The organism is Rhodococcus sp. MSC1_016, from assembly GCF_023667485.2.
GTDB classification, from domain to species: domain Bacteria; phylum Actinomycetota; class Actinomycetes; order Mycobacteriales; family Mycobacteriaceae; genus Rhodococcus_F; species Rhodococcus_F oxybenzonivorans.
Window position 1 is genome coordinate 2428178 of record NZ_JAMOZI020000001.1, and the last position, 13428, is coordinate 2441605.

At 64.2% G+C, this 13428-nt stretch carries 12 protein-coding genes and 1 pseudogene; 1 reads left to right on the forward strand and 12 read right to left on the reverse strand.

Annotated elements, in window-relative coordinates:
* Positions 1-8: 8 nt before the first annotated feature.
* The 7 genes and pseudogenes from L1080_RS11300 to L1080_RS11330 all read right to left on the reverse strand — a co-directional run bounded on the left by L1080_RS11300 (position 9) and on the right by L1080_RS11330 (position 6256).
* On the reverse strand, positions 9-464 hold the full coding sequence (locus L1080_RS11300) for a MaoC family dehydratase (protein ID WP_250768281.1): 456 nt from the start codon (positions 462-464) through the stop codon (positions 9-11).
* Positions 461-1234: a 3-oxoacyl-ACP reductase FabG gene (fabG, locus tag L1080_RS11305; protein ID WP_159922205.1), complete on the reverse strand. Its 774-nt coding sequence runs from the start codon at positions 1232-1234 to the stop codon at positions 461-463. The genes L1080_RS11300 and fabG overlap by 4 nt, the downstream gene beginning before the upstream one ends.
* Before the next feature lie 259 nt (positions 1235-1493).
* Positions 1494-1706 (reverse strand): hypothetical protein, encoded by a 213-nt coding sequence (locus tag L1080_RS11310; RefSeq protein WP_250768629.1) that lies wholly within the window; start codon positions 1704-1706, stop codon positions 1494-1496.
* Positions 1707-2437: pseudogene (locus tag L1080_RS11315) on the reverse strand (SDR family oxidoreductase). It lies immediately after the preceding gene.
* A 244-nt stretch (positions 2438-2681) separates the two neighbouring features.
* Positions 2682-3635, reverse strand: a complete 954-nt coding sequence (locus L1080_RS11320; RefSeq protein WP_268962601.1) for a helix-turn-helix transcriptional regulator — start codon at positions 3633-3635, stop codon at positions 2682-2684.
* A gap of 86 nt (positions 3636-3721) precedes the next feature.
* Entirely contained in the window at positions 3722-5242 is a 1521-nt protein-coding gene (locus L1080_RS11325) for a long-chain-fatty-acid--CoA ligase (protein WP_250768284.1), read from the reverse strand.
* Positions 5243-5287: 45 nt separating this feature from the next.
* Positions 5288-6256 carry a polysaccharide deacetylase family protein gene (locus tag L1080_RS11330; protein ID WP_250768287.1) on the reverse strand — a complete coding sequence of 323 codons (969 nt, stop codon included), beginning with the start codon at positions 6254-6256 and terminating at the stop codon, positions 5288-5290.
* Positions 6257-6492: 236 nt separating this feature from the next.
* Between L1080_RS11330 and L1080_RS11335 the strand changes: the two genes are divergently transcribed.
* On the forward strand, positions 6493-7503 hold the full coding sequence (locus L1080_RS11335) for an NADP-dependent oxidoreductase (protein WP_250768290.1): 1011 nt from the start codon (positions 6493-6495) through the stop codon (positions 7501-7503).
* Positions 7504-7945: 442 nt separating this feature from the next.
* Here L1080_RS11335 and L1080_RS11340 read toward each other — a convergent pair whose 3' ends face one another.
* Genes L1080_RS11340 through L1080_RS11360 form a run of 5 tightly spaced genes read right to left on the reverse strand, consistent with a single transcriptional unit; the run spans position 7946 to position 13344 of the window.
* Positions 7946-8746, reverse strand: coding sequence for an SDR family NAD(P)-dependent oxidoreductase (locus L1080_RS11340; protein WP_250768294.1), 801 nt, complete (start codon positions 8744-8746; stop codon positions 7946-7948).
* A 24-nt stretch (positions 8747-8770) separates the two neighbouring features.
* Positions 8771-9793, reverse strand: a complete 1023-nt coding sequence (locus L1080_RS11345; RefSeq protein ID WP_250768297.1) for a sugar ABC transporter substrate-binding protein — start codon at positions 9791-9793, stop codon at positions 8771-8773.
* Positions 9790-10803: an ABC transporter permease gene (locus tag L1080_RS11350; protein WP_250768300.1), complete on the reverse strand. Its 1014-nt coding sequence runs from the start codon at positions 10801-10803 to the stop codon at positions 9790-9792. The genes L1080_RS11345 and L1080_RS11350 overlap by 4 nt, the downstream gene beginning before the upstream one ends.
* Complete coding sequence (locus L1080_RS11355) at positions 10800-11798, reverse strand: ABC transporter permease (RefSeq protein WP_250768303.1); 999 nt, start codon at positions 11796-11798, stop codon at positions 10800-10802. The genes L1080_RS11350 and L1080_RS11355 overlap by 4 nt, the downstream gene beginning before the upstream one ends.
* Positions 11791-13344 (reverse strand): sugar ABC transporter ATP-binding protein, encoded by a 1554-nt coding sequence (locus tag L1080_RS11360; protein WP_250768306.1) that lies wholly within the window; start codon positions 13342-13344, stop codon positions 11791-11793. Before L1080_RS11360 ends, L1080_RS11355 begins: the two co-directional genes overlap by 8 nt.
* Between the last annotated feature and the right edge of the window lie 84 nt (positions 13345-13428).

Genomic DNA, 13428 nt, shown 5'->3' on the forward strand with positions numbered 1-13428 from the left:
TTGCGACGTTAATTCGCGACGTAAATGCTGACGATCTCAGCTATACAAACCGGCTTGTCGGCATTCTCGAGTTCGATAGTGACGACCGTGACAACTTTGACGCCCGAGGGAACGGTTTCAACGTTTGCTATGTCAACCGCAGCCCGAATTCGTGAGCCGACGGGTGCGGGCGCTGGGAATCGCACCTTGTTCGACCCGTAGTTGATGCCCATTCGCATGCCGTCGACGGCGTAGACCTCCCATACCAGCATCGGGATCATCGAGGTCAGCAGATGTCCGTGGGCGATGGTGGCGCCGAACGGTCCGTCAGCAGCCCGTGAGGGGTCGACGTGGATCCACTGGCGGTCACCCGTTGCGTCAGCGAATGCGTCGATTTTCTCCTGGGTGAGGGTGTGCCATGACGAGTGGCCGATCCGGGTGTTCGCCACGGCGTGCAGTCCGTCGATCCCTTTGAGTGTCTTCATACCTGAGGGCCTCCAGCGACGTAGAGAACCTGCCCGGAGACGAATCCGGCTCCCTCGCTCGCAAGGAATGAGATCGCGTGTGCGATGTCGTCGGGGATCCCAACTCGGGCGACGGGGATGTCAGCGGCCGCCCTCTTCTTGAATTCGTCGAATTTCATTCCCATTCGCGCTGCTGTTGCGGCTGTCATCTCGGTCTCGATGAAACCGGGAGCAACGGCGTTGGCGGTAACGCCGAATCTGCCGAGTTCGAGGGCGAGGGTCTTGGTGAAACCTTGCAGCCCGGCCTTGGCTGCGGCGTAGTTTGCTTGACCGCGGTTTCCGAGCGCCGACACGCTCGAGAGGTTGATAATTCGTCCGAAACCACCCTGAGTCATGTGTCCCTGGACCTCTCTCGTCATCAGGAACGAGCCACGTAGGTGGACGTTCATGACGCTATCCCAGTCGGTGGCCGACATTTTGAACAGAAGATTGTCGCGGGTGATGCCGGCGTTGTTGACCAGAACGACCGGTGCTCCGAGCTCCGTAGTGATCTTATCCACTGCTTTTTCGACGGCGGTTGCGTTGGAGACGTCTGCGCCGACGGCGAGTGCGGTGCCTCCGGCCTGGGTGATCGTGTCGACCACGTTCTGGGCGGCGGCCTCCTCCAGGTCGAGGACGGCGACAGCGTGGCCGTCTGCTGCGAGCCGCTGTGCGACGGCGGCGCCGATTCCCCCGGCGGCGCCGGTGACGATGGCGGTGCGGCGGCGTTCGGGATGAGGTGATGCGTTCACGAAATGGGGTTCCTTCCGGGGATTAGATCGGTGTGACTTCGGGTCAGGAGAGCGAGTCGAGGGTCAGGGCCATGCCCCGTCCTCTGCCTACGCACATAGTTTCGGGGTCTCACCCCCGCGGGGGTTGTCCCGGTTTTCGTCTTCTGCGATGGCCCCATCGTTGACGTTGGCGCTGAGAAGGTCTCGGTGCAAGCTTCGGATGTACACGTCCGGCAAAGCCTTTCGCGCCGGGGAAGGCGACATCTTCATGATCTCGGGGCTACAAGCCGGTGACCCCGGTGCTGACGATGCGCGTAAGTGGAGTGATTCCAATCATCTGGACGGTGAAACCATCGGGCAGAATGTCCTTCAATGAGCCCTTGATCGCTCTCCCGATCGGTAAACCGGCGGAGGCGCCGATGACAGCTTCAGGCAGGGGGTGTTCCTCGAATCGGTGATTGCTGTGGAAGAAGGAGCAGATGGTGGTTCTCATTCAGCCGGCGCAGCCGGAGATCCCGCCGTCGAGCGGAATGATGCTGCCGGTGAGGTAAGAGCCGGCACGGGAGGCCAGGAACCGGACCGTGCCGATCAGATCGTCGGTTTCTCCGTAGCGGCCGAGCGGGACGCGCCCGAGGAGCCCGGACTCGACCTCTGGATCCGCCGCGATGTGTCCGAGCATGTCCGTCAGGATCGGGCCAGGGGCAATCGCGTTGACGGTGATGCCGTCGGACGCCAATTGCTTGGCCAAATGGCGGGTGAGCATGTGCAGCCCCGCTTTACTCGCGCTGTATGAGTAGTTCTCCCAGCTCGGCGTAGCCCAGGCATCCACGCTGCCGATGTTGATGACCCGAGCGGGCCGGTCGGGCCGTGCCGCATTGCGCAGAAGCGGAAGCGTTCCCGTGATGAGGTAGAACGGAGCGACAAGGTTGGTGTTGAGTACCTTCGTCCAACCGACGAGGGGAAATTCTTCAAGCGGCGCACCCCAGGTAGCCCCGGCATTGTTCACCAGGATGTCGATGCTCGCAGGTGCTCGCCGAGCCAGTCGACCAGACCGGCCACCCCGTCTACAGATGACAGGTCACCGGCGACGGGGGTGCAGCGTCCTGCCGTTCCCGCAGCGTCTGCCTCGGCATTGATAGTTTCGGCCGTCGCGCGACACTGTTCCTCCTTTCGGCTGGTGATGACAACGTGGGCACCGCCCAGTGCCAGGCCGCGGGCGATCATGGAGCCGATCCCTCGTGAGCCACCGGTTACGACGGCGGTCGTCCCGGCGACAGAGAAGAGGGAGTCGAATTCCGGTCGCACTTCGTACGTCGTGGCACTATTCATGCTATCTACGCTAGGAACGCATTGACGTTATCTATTGGGGGGCAACGCACTCCGCTTGCACCGCGCGCAGCAAACCCATGAGCTGACCCGGCGGGCGGGCCCGATCCTCACGCTCGAGCCGACCCACGGGTCTGCTGATTCAGTCGTGTTCGGATGCTGCAGAACGTGTGTCGGACGGGCGCTCACCGAAGGCCCGCCGGTACGCATTACTGAAGGTGCTGAGGTCGCCGAATCCTGAGGAGTATGCGACCTGAGAAACGCTCTGGTGGCTCCAGCCACGGTCCTGAAGACGCAACCGGGCCAACGCCAGACGCTCCTGTCTGATGAGGTCCGACGGTGTTGTCCCGATCCGCTGCAATTGGGCCTGCACGTGACGGAGCGACCAGCCCAGGCGCGTCGCGACCACGGCGCCTGTGAGGTTCGGGTCGTGCGCATTCTCTCGGACAAAGCGCCGGATGGCGGTGACCAACTCGTCCTGAACGTCGACGGAGGGGCCGGCCGTGTCTGCGTTGTAGGCGAGTGCCACGAGATCGACGATTCGGTCGGCGATCGCGTCGAATTGACCGCCGGTGAGCTGGTGCCGCTCCCTGCGCAAACTACTGACCACGTCGACAACGATGCGTCCCAGTCCCGATGTTGCATCGAGGACGGTGCCGGGGTGAGGCAATGTCGGCACCCGCGCCTCGATCCGGTCACGTGGAATCACGAATGCGACAGAGGAGAAGCCATCACCGTGGCGCAGAACGGTCGCGGTGTCCAGCGACGTGAGGGCCATGACCGCCGGTGTGATCGTGGCCTCACGACGATCCTGCTCGAGGATTACTTCACCCTGGACCGGTATGAGCAGTTCGTAGGCGCCGTGTGGATGTCGACGGATGTCGGATGCCGTGCGGGAGAGGACCTCCGCTTCGCCCCACCAGCGAATTAGCTGGTACGTGTCCGAATGTTGATGCTGAAGGGTTCCCTGGTAGTTGTCTGCGAGGGAGAAGGCCATCGGACAGTGGATCGAAGAGACTTGATCGCGCCACCAATCACCGCGCTCGCGCTGGTCGTGCTCGTTGCTACGCAACGTATCGACGGAATACAAGGCCACAACACCTACTCACACCGGTATGCAGAAACTGCGACTCGTGCCAGAGTCGACGCTAGCGCGCGCTGGCGCCCACGCCAACGGCTTGATCATCGCAGAGCCCGCTTGAGGAGCTTTCCTGTCGCGTTCATCGGTAAGGTCTCCCTGAACTCGACCAGGCGCGGGTACTTGTAAGCCGCCAACCGTTCCCGTGACCAGCCGATCAGATCTTCTTCCTTCAACTCCGATCCGTGCTCGCGGATGACGAAGGCTTTCACTTCCTCACCGATTCGCTCGTCGGGGATTCCGACGACGGCCACGAGGCTGACCTCTGGGTGGCCGATGATCACTTCCTCGAGTTCGCGCGGATAGACGTTGAAGCCTCCCCGCACGATCAAGTCCTTGGCGCGATCGACGATGAAGTAGTAGCCGTCCTCGTCTCGCGTTGCGATATCGCCCGTGCGGAACCAGCCGTCTCGGATCACCTCCTGTGTCGCCTCGGGTTGCCCCAGGTATCCCTTCATCACGTTGTATCCACGTATCGCGAGTTCTCCTGGCTCACCGGCGGGAGCCTCGTTCCACTGATCGTCGATGAGCTTGACCTCTACTCCCCAGATCGGTGTGCCGATCGACCCCGACCGGTTCGGTTGGTCGAGTGGGTTGAACGTGACGGTCGGACTGGTTTCGGAGAGTCCGTAGCCCTCCCGGATCCCGACACCGAAGACATCCCTGAATCGCTCCAGCACATCGACGGGCATGGCAGCTGCGCCCGAAAGCGCGATTCGCAGGAGACCGGCCAGATCGACGTCTATTCCGTCAGCGGCCTTGTTGAGCAGCGCCCAGTACATCGTCGGAACACCGGCGAAGACCGTTACCCGGTGCTGTGTCATCAATGCCAGAGCCTGAGCTGCGTCGAATCGTGGCAGCAGGACCAGGGTGGCACCCATTGCGAAACCGGCGTTCAGCTGTACGGTCTGCGCGAACGAGTGAAAGAGCGGAAGAGTGACCAGATGCACGTCGTCGGCTCGGGCGTCGAGCAGTTGGTTATGCCCTATGGCGTTGAGGACCAAGTTGGCGTGGGTGAGCTCCGCGCCCTTCGGCTGGCCGGTCGTCCCGCTCGTGTACAGGACTACCGCCGTGTCCGTTGCCTCGGTCACTTGCAGGACGTCTTTCGCGGGGTGTTCGGCCAATACTTTCGCCAGGGTTGTTCCCACGTCTGGCTCATCGGGCAACGCGGAACCAAGGGTGACCAGATACTCGCAGGATTCGACGTCCTGGAACCCGCGCCACGCCTCGTCGTCGGGCCCCGGCACGGTACAGAAGTATGCCGTCGCGCCCGAGTCACGGAGGTGATAGGCAACCTCCTCCCGCTTGAGCATCGTGTTGAGCGGCACGACGGCTCCACCGGCCTTGAGGATGCCGAAGTAGACGATCGGAAACTCGACAACATTCGCAATCGTCAAGGCGACGCGGTCGCCTGGACGCAACCCCCGTGAGAGAAGAAAATGGGCCACACTGTTCGCAGCCGCATCGATCTCACCGAAGGTAAGGGTGCGGTCACCTTCGATGACAGCGGTTCTGCTGGGAGTGCGTCGAGCAGTGTCGGCAAGCATGGTGGCCAGGTTGAGCATGATCCTGCTTTCAGATAATGACGTTTGTGAATGTGGAATGCCGACTCAGGACCAATCCCAGTCGTACTTCGCTCCCACCCGCTTCGCCAGCGGCTTGAACATGCGCTCTTCGTAGGTCGCCATCGTGTCGAGACCAGGAATGGGCGCAAGGTTCAGGATCTCGGCCAGCCGCTCGACGTCGAGTTCAGGTTTCGGCACGCGCGCAGCAAGCGCGAACCTCTGAAGCTGGTTGGTGAAGCTCTCATTACACGGCGGCTTCCCGAAGTTCACCGGATGCTTCATCGCCTCATCGAGGGTGACAAATTCGACGCCACGCTCGAGGAAGGCCTCGAGGATTGGAGCGAGGGTGTCACGAGAGATCGGGGTGCCGTGTACGAGCCAGATGAGAGGGGCGTCGGCACCGAACAAGGTACGCGCGGTGTCCGCGTGCTTGTAGAGCATGTCAACCGCGGTCGACACATGCAGGTCGCGGACCTGCTTCTGCACGTCCTTGTCGCCAAGGGTCATCGCGCGAAAGTACGGCATGATGAACGCGAAATCACTGAACCAACTCGTGATCGGGGCAGTGCGGTAGCCGAGATCTGCGATGTACGTCTCGACTTCCCCTCGACGTCGTTCCGATCCTGATGACATGTCCATGGGGTACCGGAAGTACTTCGACGGTGCGGCGTCGATCAGATGACCGATGTACTTCTCGGCCGTCTCGAAATCGCATCGGAATGCCGCATCGGGCATCCAGCGCAGTGGAGCATGCTGGTGAGTGTGGTTGCCCAGGTGATGGCCCGCTTCGGCCCACGCCTCGAAGGCCTCGATTTGCTCTGGCTCGTTCTCGAGCCGGTAGGTATGAGAGAAGCCGTAGGTTCCCGCAAGTCCGTAGTCGTTCAGCGTTTTCGCCACAGACCGCGTGATGTCGGTGGGAGTGGTCTCGTCCGGCATGGGAACGCCGTCCCACAGGACGAAGTCATCGATCGTGACCGCAATCTCGAGAGGTCGGTCGGTGCGTGTGTCATTCATTGCGTTGACTCCGGATCTTCCAGGTGGGCTCCTCGGCACGCAGCCCACTTCTCACCGACCCTACGAAGTGACGGACGTCACGTCTTGGTTGTTTGCGCGCATCTGCTTTCATCAGGCGCACACGCATCCGGCATTGAAATGCGCGCTGTGCGTGCTCGTCGAATTCCGTGCGCATCGGGCCAAGTTTCGCCTTGTCATGACATCTACCGTCGGTGGTGACGAAGGAGAAGCACACCGTGAATTCATCACAACAGATCGTCCTGGCGCAGCGCCCCCACGGGCACGTGAGCGTGGAGGACTTCCGTGTGGAGGACGTCGTCCTGCCCGAACTCGAGGCCGGCGACGTCGCACTCGAGACCCTCTTCATCTCGATCGATCCGGCCATCAGGGGCTGGCTCGACGACCGACCGAGTTATCTTCCGCCAGTCGCGATCGGAGAGCCAGTGCGCGCTTTCGGTCTGGCACGCGTGACCGCCTCACGCAACAGCAACTTCACCGTGGGCGACATTGTGCGTGGCTTCGTCGGCTGGCAACGGCGCCAGATCATCAGCTCGCCCGGTACTGACTGGGACCGAATCACACCACGGGAGGACGTTCCCTTGGAGCACTACCTCGGAATCCTCGGGATGACGGGCCTGACCGCGTGGGCCGGAGTATGCGACATCCTGCGGCCGGAACCAGGGCACACCGTCTTGATCTCCGGCGCCTCGGGCGCAGTCGGAAGCGTGGCCGTCCAGCTCGCGAAGCAGGCGGGCGCACATGTTGTCGGCATCGCAGGAGGCGCCGAGAAGTGCTCGATGGTCGCCCGACTCGGCGCCGCCGCCGTCATCGATCGCAAGGCCCCTGACTGGAAGGGCCAGCTCGAGGCGGCAACACCGGACGGCATCGACCGCCTCTTCGAAAACTCCGGAGGCCCGATGTTCGACGCATCGATCACCCGACTCAACAACCACGCACACATCGCGTTGTGTGGCCTGATCGACGGCTACAACTTGACCGAGCGACCCGCCGGACCAAGCAATTTCGGACAGCTTCTCACCAAGCGAGTCCTCACACAAGGATTCATCGTGCTCGACTACATGGATCGAGCAGCAGAGGTTGAAGCCACGCTCGGCGAAGTCATCAGTTCCGGACAGTTGGAGGCCGTGCAATCAGTATTGCCCGGATTCGAACAGCTGCCAGCCGCCTTCGTGGACTCGTTCTCCAACGGCCAACCAGGCAAAATCATCATCGATCTCACTGCGTAGCCAGCGTCTGAAGCCGGCCTCAGCCCGAGGTTCTATCCCATCACCGCGCAGCAGGGATCCGGCCTCCACACGCATCCATCACTGTCCGAGCACCCCCATTAACGGATCACTCCCCCAACCGGATAGCAGGCTCCCCTTTCGTGGTATACCCGCTAACTACCCGATCGGGTGGTCGTCGAGGCGCACTGGGGTCAGTCCGCGGCTTCCCGCCCTGGGCGCCCCTACCGCGCAGCCAGATTGGATACGAAAAGTGGTTCCTCGCGCCGCGCCTGACCATCAGTCAATTCGGCCGTGACCGGAATCTGCTTGTGGCGCAGGACGTGCGGTCTCGTCGGGCGATACCACACGACCACAAGGCTGCCCTTCAGCGAACGCTTCGGCTCACTTCCGATGGATCCGAACCGTGCCAGTGATCGACAGCCGCTCCGGGTGGGGCGGGCGGTCAGGTGATGGCGCGGAAGGAACCGCCGTCGACGCCGTACACCGAGGAGGTGACGTACGAGGCGAGGTCGGAGGCGAGGAAGACAACCACGTTGGCCACTTCCTCGGGAGTTCCTATGCGTTGCAAAGGAAGTCCGCGATGTTTCATCTCGACGTCGATAGATTCGTCGCGGTGCACGCCGTGGACGGCGGCGAAGGTGTCGGCGAGGCCACCCTCCATCAGCCACATCGGCGAGAGGATGGGGCCGGGTGCGACCGCGTTGACTCGCACGATCGGGCCCTCGCTGATGGCCAGCGAACTGGTGAACGACAGGATGGCCGCCTTCGACGCGGCGTAGTCCGGTCCGGCGGCGATCGGCTGACGCCCCAGGTCCGAGGCGTTGTTGACGATGACACCGCGTCCGGCGGCCCGCATGGTCGGCAGCACGTAGGTGGCGGCGCGGACCTGGCTGAGGAAGTTCAGTTCGAGGGTGGAGACCCAGTCGGTGTCGGTGAGGCTGTCGATGGTTCCCAGGCTGCCGGCGCCGACGTTGTTGAACAACACGTCCACCCGGCCGTCGTAAGGGGCGAGGACCTCGTCGAGACCTCCGGTCACCCCGGCCTCGGTGCTCAGATCGGCGACGGCGTAGTGCACCTCGGTGACCTGCTCGAGTGCCTTGGCGAGGATGTCGAGGCCGTGCCGGTCGCGGTCGAGCAGGGCGAGGCGGGCGTTTTCCGCGGCGAAAGCCCGTGCGGATGCGGCTCCGATTCCGGAGCCGGCGCCGGTGATGACGACGACCTTGTCCCCTAGTCCGGTTTCCATCGTGATTCCTTTCGGGCGTGGGTGTTAGTTGCGGGCGAGTTCGGAGTACCCCGCGGGCAGGCAGCCGTTGGGGGTGAACTCGTCGAGGTTGTCCTTGGTGACCACCGGCAGCGGCATGTAAAGGACCGGCGGCACGTCTTTGCCGGCGAGGACGTCCATCATGGTGGTCAGGGCGTGGGTGGAGTCCCAGCACGGGGATTGGAACAGTGTCGTCGACATGGATCCGTTCTCGAGCAGGGTCCGGGCGACCGGGGCGTAGTTGTGGCCGAGGAGTTTGACTTGTCCGGCCATCCCTGCGGCGTCGAGGGCTTGGGCGGCGCCGGAGGCCATGATGTCGTCCGGGGTGACGAGGGCGTCGATCTGGTTGCCGAAGCGGCTGATCAGTGCGCTCGCTGCGGTCTGGGCCTGGTTCTTGTCGAAGTTGCCCGGCTGGGAGCCGAGGAGCTTCATGTCGGGGTGGTTGGCCATCTCGCGTTCGAGTCCGATCTGACGGTTGATCGCTGCCGCGTTGCCGGGGGTGCCGCCGATGTAGACGTAGGTTCCCTTGCCGCCGAGCAGCTTCGCGAGTTCCTTGCCCTGGAGTTCGCCGATACGTTGGTCGTTCGGTCCGGTGAACGCGTGGTACAGGCTGGCGTCGAGGCCCTCGGGGGGCTGGGAGTTGCTGATGTTGACCGGAATTCCGGCCCGCTGGGCCTGGATCAGCATCGGCTGTTCGGCGCCGTAGAGCGCGGGCCAGATGACTATGCCGTCGACCTTCTTGGCGATCGCAATCTTCATCTGCGACGCCTGCACCGAAGCGTCGTAGTTCGAGTTCATCACGAACGCGTTGACGTGGTGTTCTTCGGCTGCCTTCCGCAGGGACGAAACGTAGTTGCGCCCGTACTCGTGGTTGCGGTCCATCGGCACGAGGAAGGCGATCGTGGGCCAGTCCTCGTTGTCGGTGGCCGCGCCGGGAGCGCCGCACGCGGTGCCGGCCAGCACGGTGGCCACGCAGACGGCGATCGCGAGTGCGGCTCGCCGGAACAGAGAACTCTTGTGCGCCATCATCGTGCCTTTCCTGCTGCGACGGCTGTGGGGTCTGAGGATGCGCCCGTGAGGGGACCGACCAGCGATGGGAGCCGCAGGGCCCGCACGCCCTCCTTGGTCAAGACGATCGCGGCGAACAGGATCGCGCCGATGGCGATGCTCTCGACGCTCGAGTCCAGCCCGCTCATCTGCAGGCCGATGCTGATGCCACCGAGCGCGATCGCCCCGATGACGGCGCCGATCACGCTGGCGCGGCCACCGGACAGGCTGGCGCCCCCGACGACGGCGGCCGCGATTGCCAGCAGCATCACCGTCGATCCCAGGGTGGGTGAGGCGGCGACCAGGTTGAGGGTGTCGACGACACCGGCGAGGCCGGCGACGCAGCTGCAGATGGTGAAGGCGAGAATCTTGCGGGTGTCGATGGAGATACCGCCCGACGCCGCGGCTTCGGCGTTGCCGCCGATGATGTAGAGCTCGCGGCCGGTACGCATCTTGGTCATGAAGAACCACAGGGCGGCGGTCGCGGCGACGGCGATGACGATGTCCGGGGTGATCTGCCCGATCAGCGGGACGCTGAATTCCAGGGCCCGGGTGGAGTCCTGCAGTGGCACCGGGGCGCCGTCGGTGATCGCCAGGGCGAGACCCTGCAGGGTGATCAGCATGCCGAGGGTGGTGATGAAGGAGTTGATGCCGACCTTGACGACCAGGAGACCGTTGATCAGTCCCACCACCGCACCGGTGATCAGCGCGAGGGGAATCGAGACGGCGAGGTTGCCGGAGGCCTGCGCGGCGACGGCCGCGGTGACGGCCATGGTCGATCCGACGCTGAGGTCGATCTCGCCGAGGACGAGGACCGGGACCAGCGCGATCGCCACCAGCCAGACGTCGACGATGCGGGACAGGGCGATGCCGTAGGAGCCGAGTGCGGTCGGCTGGACTGCCAGCAGCACCACGACGACCAGGGCCAGCAGGATCACCGCCCGGAATGCGGTCCAGCTCTTGAACTGGGTCAGAAGAGTGTGGCCGTTCACTTGAGACCTCCACGTCGGCGCAGGATGGCGTCCGCCGCGAGGGTCGCGACGATGATGAAGCCCTGCACGAACTGTTGCCATTGGAACGGCAACCCGGCCAGGGACAGGACACTGAGCAGTACCTGGACGAACGCGACACCGAGGACGGTGCCCAGGATCGATCCGCGGCCGCCGAAGAGGCTGGTGCCACCGATGACGACGGCGGCGAGGGCGTTGAAGTCGTAGCCGGCGGACATCGTCGAGACTGCACTCGAGCTGTAGCCGGCCAGCGCCATGCCCGCCGCGGCCGCCCCGAGCGAGGAGACGGCGAGGGTGAGGGTGAGGGTGCGGGTGGTGTTCAGTCCGGCGATCCGGGCGGCACCGCGGTTGGTGCCGGTGGCCCGCAGCGAGTACCCGAAGCTGGTGGCGGAGAGCAGGTTGTGGGCGAGCACGGCCACGACGGCGAAAATCAGGAACACCACCGGAATGCCGGCGACGGAGGCGTTGCCGATCCACGACAACAGCGTGGTGTTTCCGGAGTACTGGGCGCCGCCGGTGATGTAGTTGAGCACGCCCATGCCGGCGGTGGCGGTGGCCAGGGTGACGATGACTCCGTTGCCGCGCATCAGTCCGGCGCCGATGCCGTTGATGATCGCGAAGGACAGGCACGCCAGGATCGCGGCCGGTGCGGCCACGGCGATGCCGTGCGGGCTCACCGCGATCACGACAATGGCGGCGAGGGCGATCTGCGGCACCACCGACAGGTCGATGATCAGGCCCGAGACGACCACAAACGTCATTGCCAGTGCGACGAATCCGAGGAAGGCGCTGTTACGCAGCAGCGTGCCGAGGTTCTGTGCGGACCAGAAGCCGTCGAGTCCGACCGCGGCGAACAGCAGTAGTGCGATCAGCGCCCCGGTGACCACGATTGCGGTGGGGTTCTCATCGAATGTGTGCCGCAGGGGCGGCACGTAAGGTGCGACCCGCCCTGCCGGCGCGATCTGGGTGTCAGACATGTGCGGCTTCCTTGCGTTGGTGCGTGGTGTCGTGATGGGTGCCGAGCCGGACGATGGCCTGTTGGTCGGCCTCGGTGGCGGACAGTTCGCCGGTGATCGTGCCGTCGCGCAGGACCGCGATCCGGTCCGACAACGAGAGCAGTTCCTCGAGGTCGGAGGAGACGACGATGACGGCGGTGCCCTTCGCGGTCAAAGAGCGGACTAGTTCGTGAATTTCGGCTTTGGCTCCGACATCGACGCCGGCGGTGGGCTCGTCCAGGACGAACAGTCGTGGATTGGTCGGTAGCCACCGGCCGAAGGCGACCTTCTGCTGGTTGCCGCCGCTGAGCAGTTTCACGGTGGCGGAGGTGTTGGCGGGGCGCAGGTTGACCTCGCCGGCGAGGCCGGTGGCCATCTTTTTCAGTGCCTTGGTGCGGATCTGTCCGAACCGGCTCAGCGCGGTCAGCGAGGGTAGCACCAGGTTCTCGCGCACCGACCGGGCTAGCAGTACCCCTTCGGTGCGGCGGTCTTCCGGGACGAAGGCGACGCCGGACCGGACCGCGGAGCGGTAGGAACTGATGGTGCGGCGGTGGCCGTCGTAGCTGAGGGTGACCGACCCGCGGGAGCGGGGTTCGAGGCCGAGGATGGCCCGGACCAGTTCGCTGCGACCTGAGCCCATCAGTCCGCCGAGACCGAGGACTTCGCCGGCACGGACCTCGAGGCTGGTGCCGAACACCCCAGGCGCGCAGAGGTTGTCGACGGACAGGACCACCTCACCGAATGAGTCCGTCTTCTCTTCCCGCTCGTGTTGTTCCTGGTCGAGCAGTTTCTGCCCGACCATGCTCTCGACCAGGCGGTCGGTGGTGGTCTCGGCGAGGTCGAGGTGCTCGACCAGGCGGCCGTCGCGGAGGACGGTAGCGCGGCTGCACAGTTTGAAGATCTCCCGCAGCCGGTGCGAGATGTACACGATGGTCACACCCTGATCGCGCAGGGACTCGAGCAGGTCGAGCAGCTGGTCGGTCTCCTGGGGTGTCAGGGAGGCGGTGGGCTCGTCGAGGATGAGGATCTGCGGGTCCAGGCGCAATGCCTTGGCGATCTCGACGAACTGCTGGAGGGTCGCCGGCAGCTGACCGACGAGGGTGTCGGGGTCGATGTTCACGCCCAGCCGCGCGCACAGTGCGGCGGCGATCGAGCGCATAGCTTTGCGGTCGACGAGTCCGTGTTTGGTGGGAGTGGTTCCGACGCAGATGTTCTCGGCGACGGTCAGGTCCGGGCACAGGCTCAGTTCCTGATGGACCAGTGCGATGCCGGCGGCCTTGGACGCTACGGTCCCCCCGGACAGCAGTTGTCCGGAGACCAGCACCTGACCCTCGTCGGGGGTATAGAGGCCGGCGAGCACCTTCATCAGTGTGGATTTGCCGGCGCCATTCGCGCCGACTATGGCGTGACAGGTACCGGAGTCGATGCGGATGCTCACGTCCTCGAGCGCGTGCACACCGCCGAAGTGCTTGCTGACCCCGGCGGCCTCGATGGCAGCGGGTGACGAAGCGGGGATCTGTGAGGTCACGGGGGCTCCTGATACAGGCTGGGAAATAACGCGGTACTGCAGGGCGCGGGGGTGATGGACGCCCCAAACGACTTTTCATCACTA

What these genes read in the sequence shown, in the direction of transcription:
- L1080_RS11300 (WP_250768281.1), bottom strand. Translation starts at nt 464, where the DNA reads ATGAAGACACTCAAAGGGATCGACGGACTGCACGCCGTGGCGAACACC.
- L1080_RS11310 (WP_250768629.1), bottom strand. Translation starts at nt 1,706, where the DNA reads ATGAGAACCACCATCTGCTCCTTCTTCCACAGCAATCACCGATTCGAG.
- L1080_RS11325 (WP_250768284.1), bottom strand. Translation starts at nt 5,242, where the DNA reads ATGCTCAACCTGGCCACCATGCTTGCCGACACTGCTCGACGCACTCCC.
- L1080_RS11330 (WP_250768287.1), bottom strand. Translation starts at nt 6,256, where the DNA reads ATGAATGACACACGCACCGACCGACCTCTCGAGATTGCGGTCACGATC.
- L1080_RS11340 (WP_250768294.1), bottom strand. Translation starts at nt 8,746, where the DNA reads ATGGAAACCGGACTAGGGGACAAGGTCGTCGTCATCACCGGCGCCGGC.
- L1080_RS11345 (WP_250768297.1), bottom strand. Translation starts at nt 9,793, where the DNA reads ATGATGGCGCACAAGAGTTCTCTGTTCCGGCGAGCCGCACTCGCGATC.
- L1080_RS11355 (WP_250768303.1), bottom strand. Translation starts at nt 11,798, where the DNA reads ATGTCTGACACCCAGATCGCGCCGGCAGGGCGGGTCGCACCTTACGTG.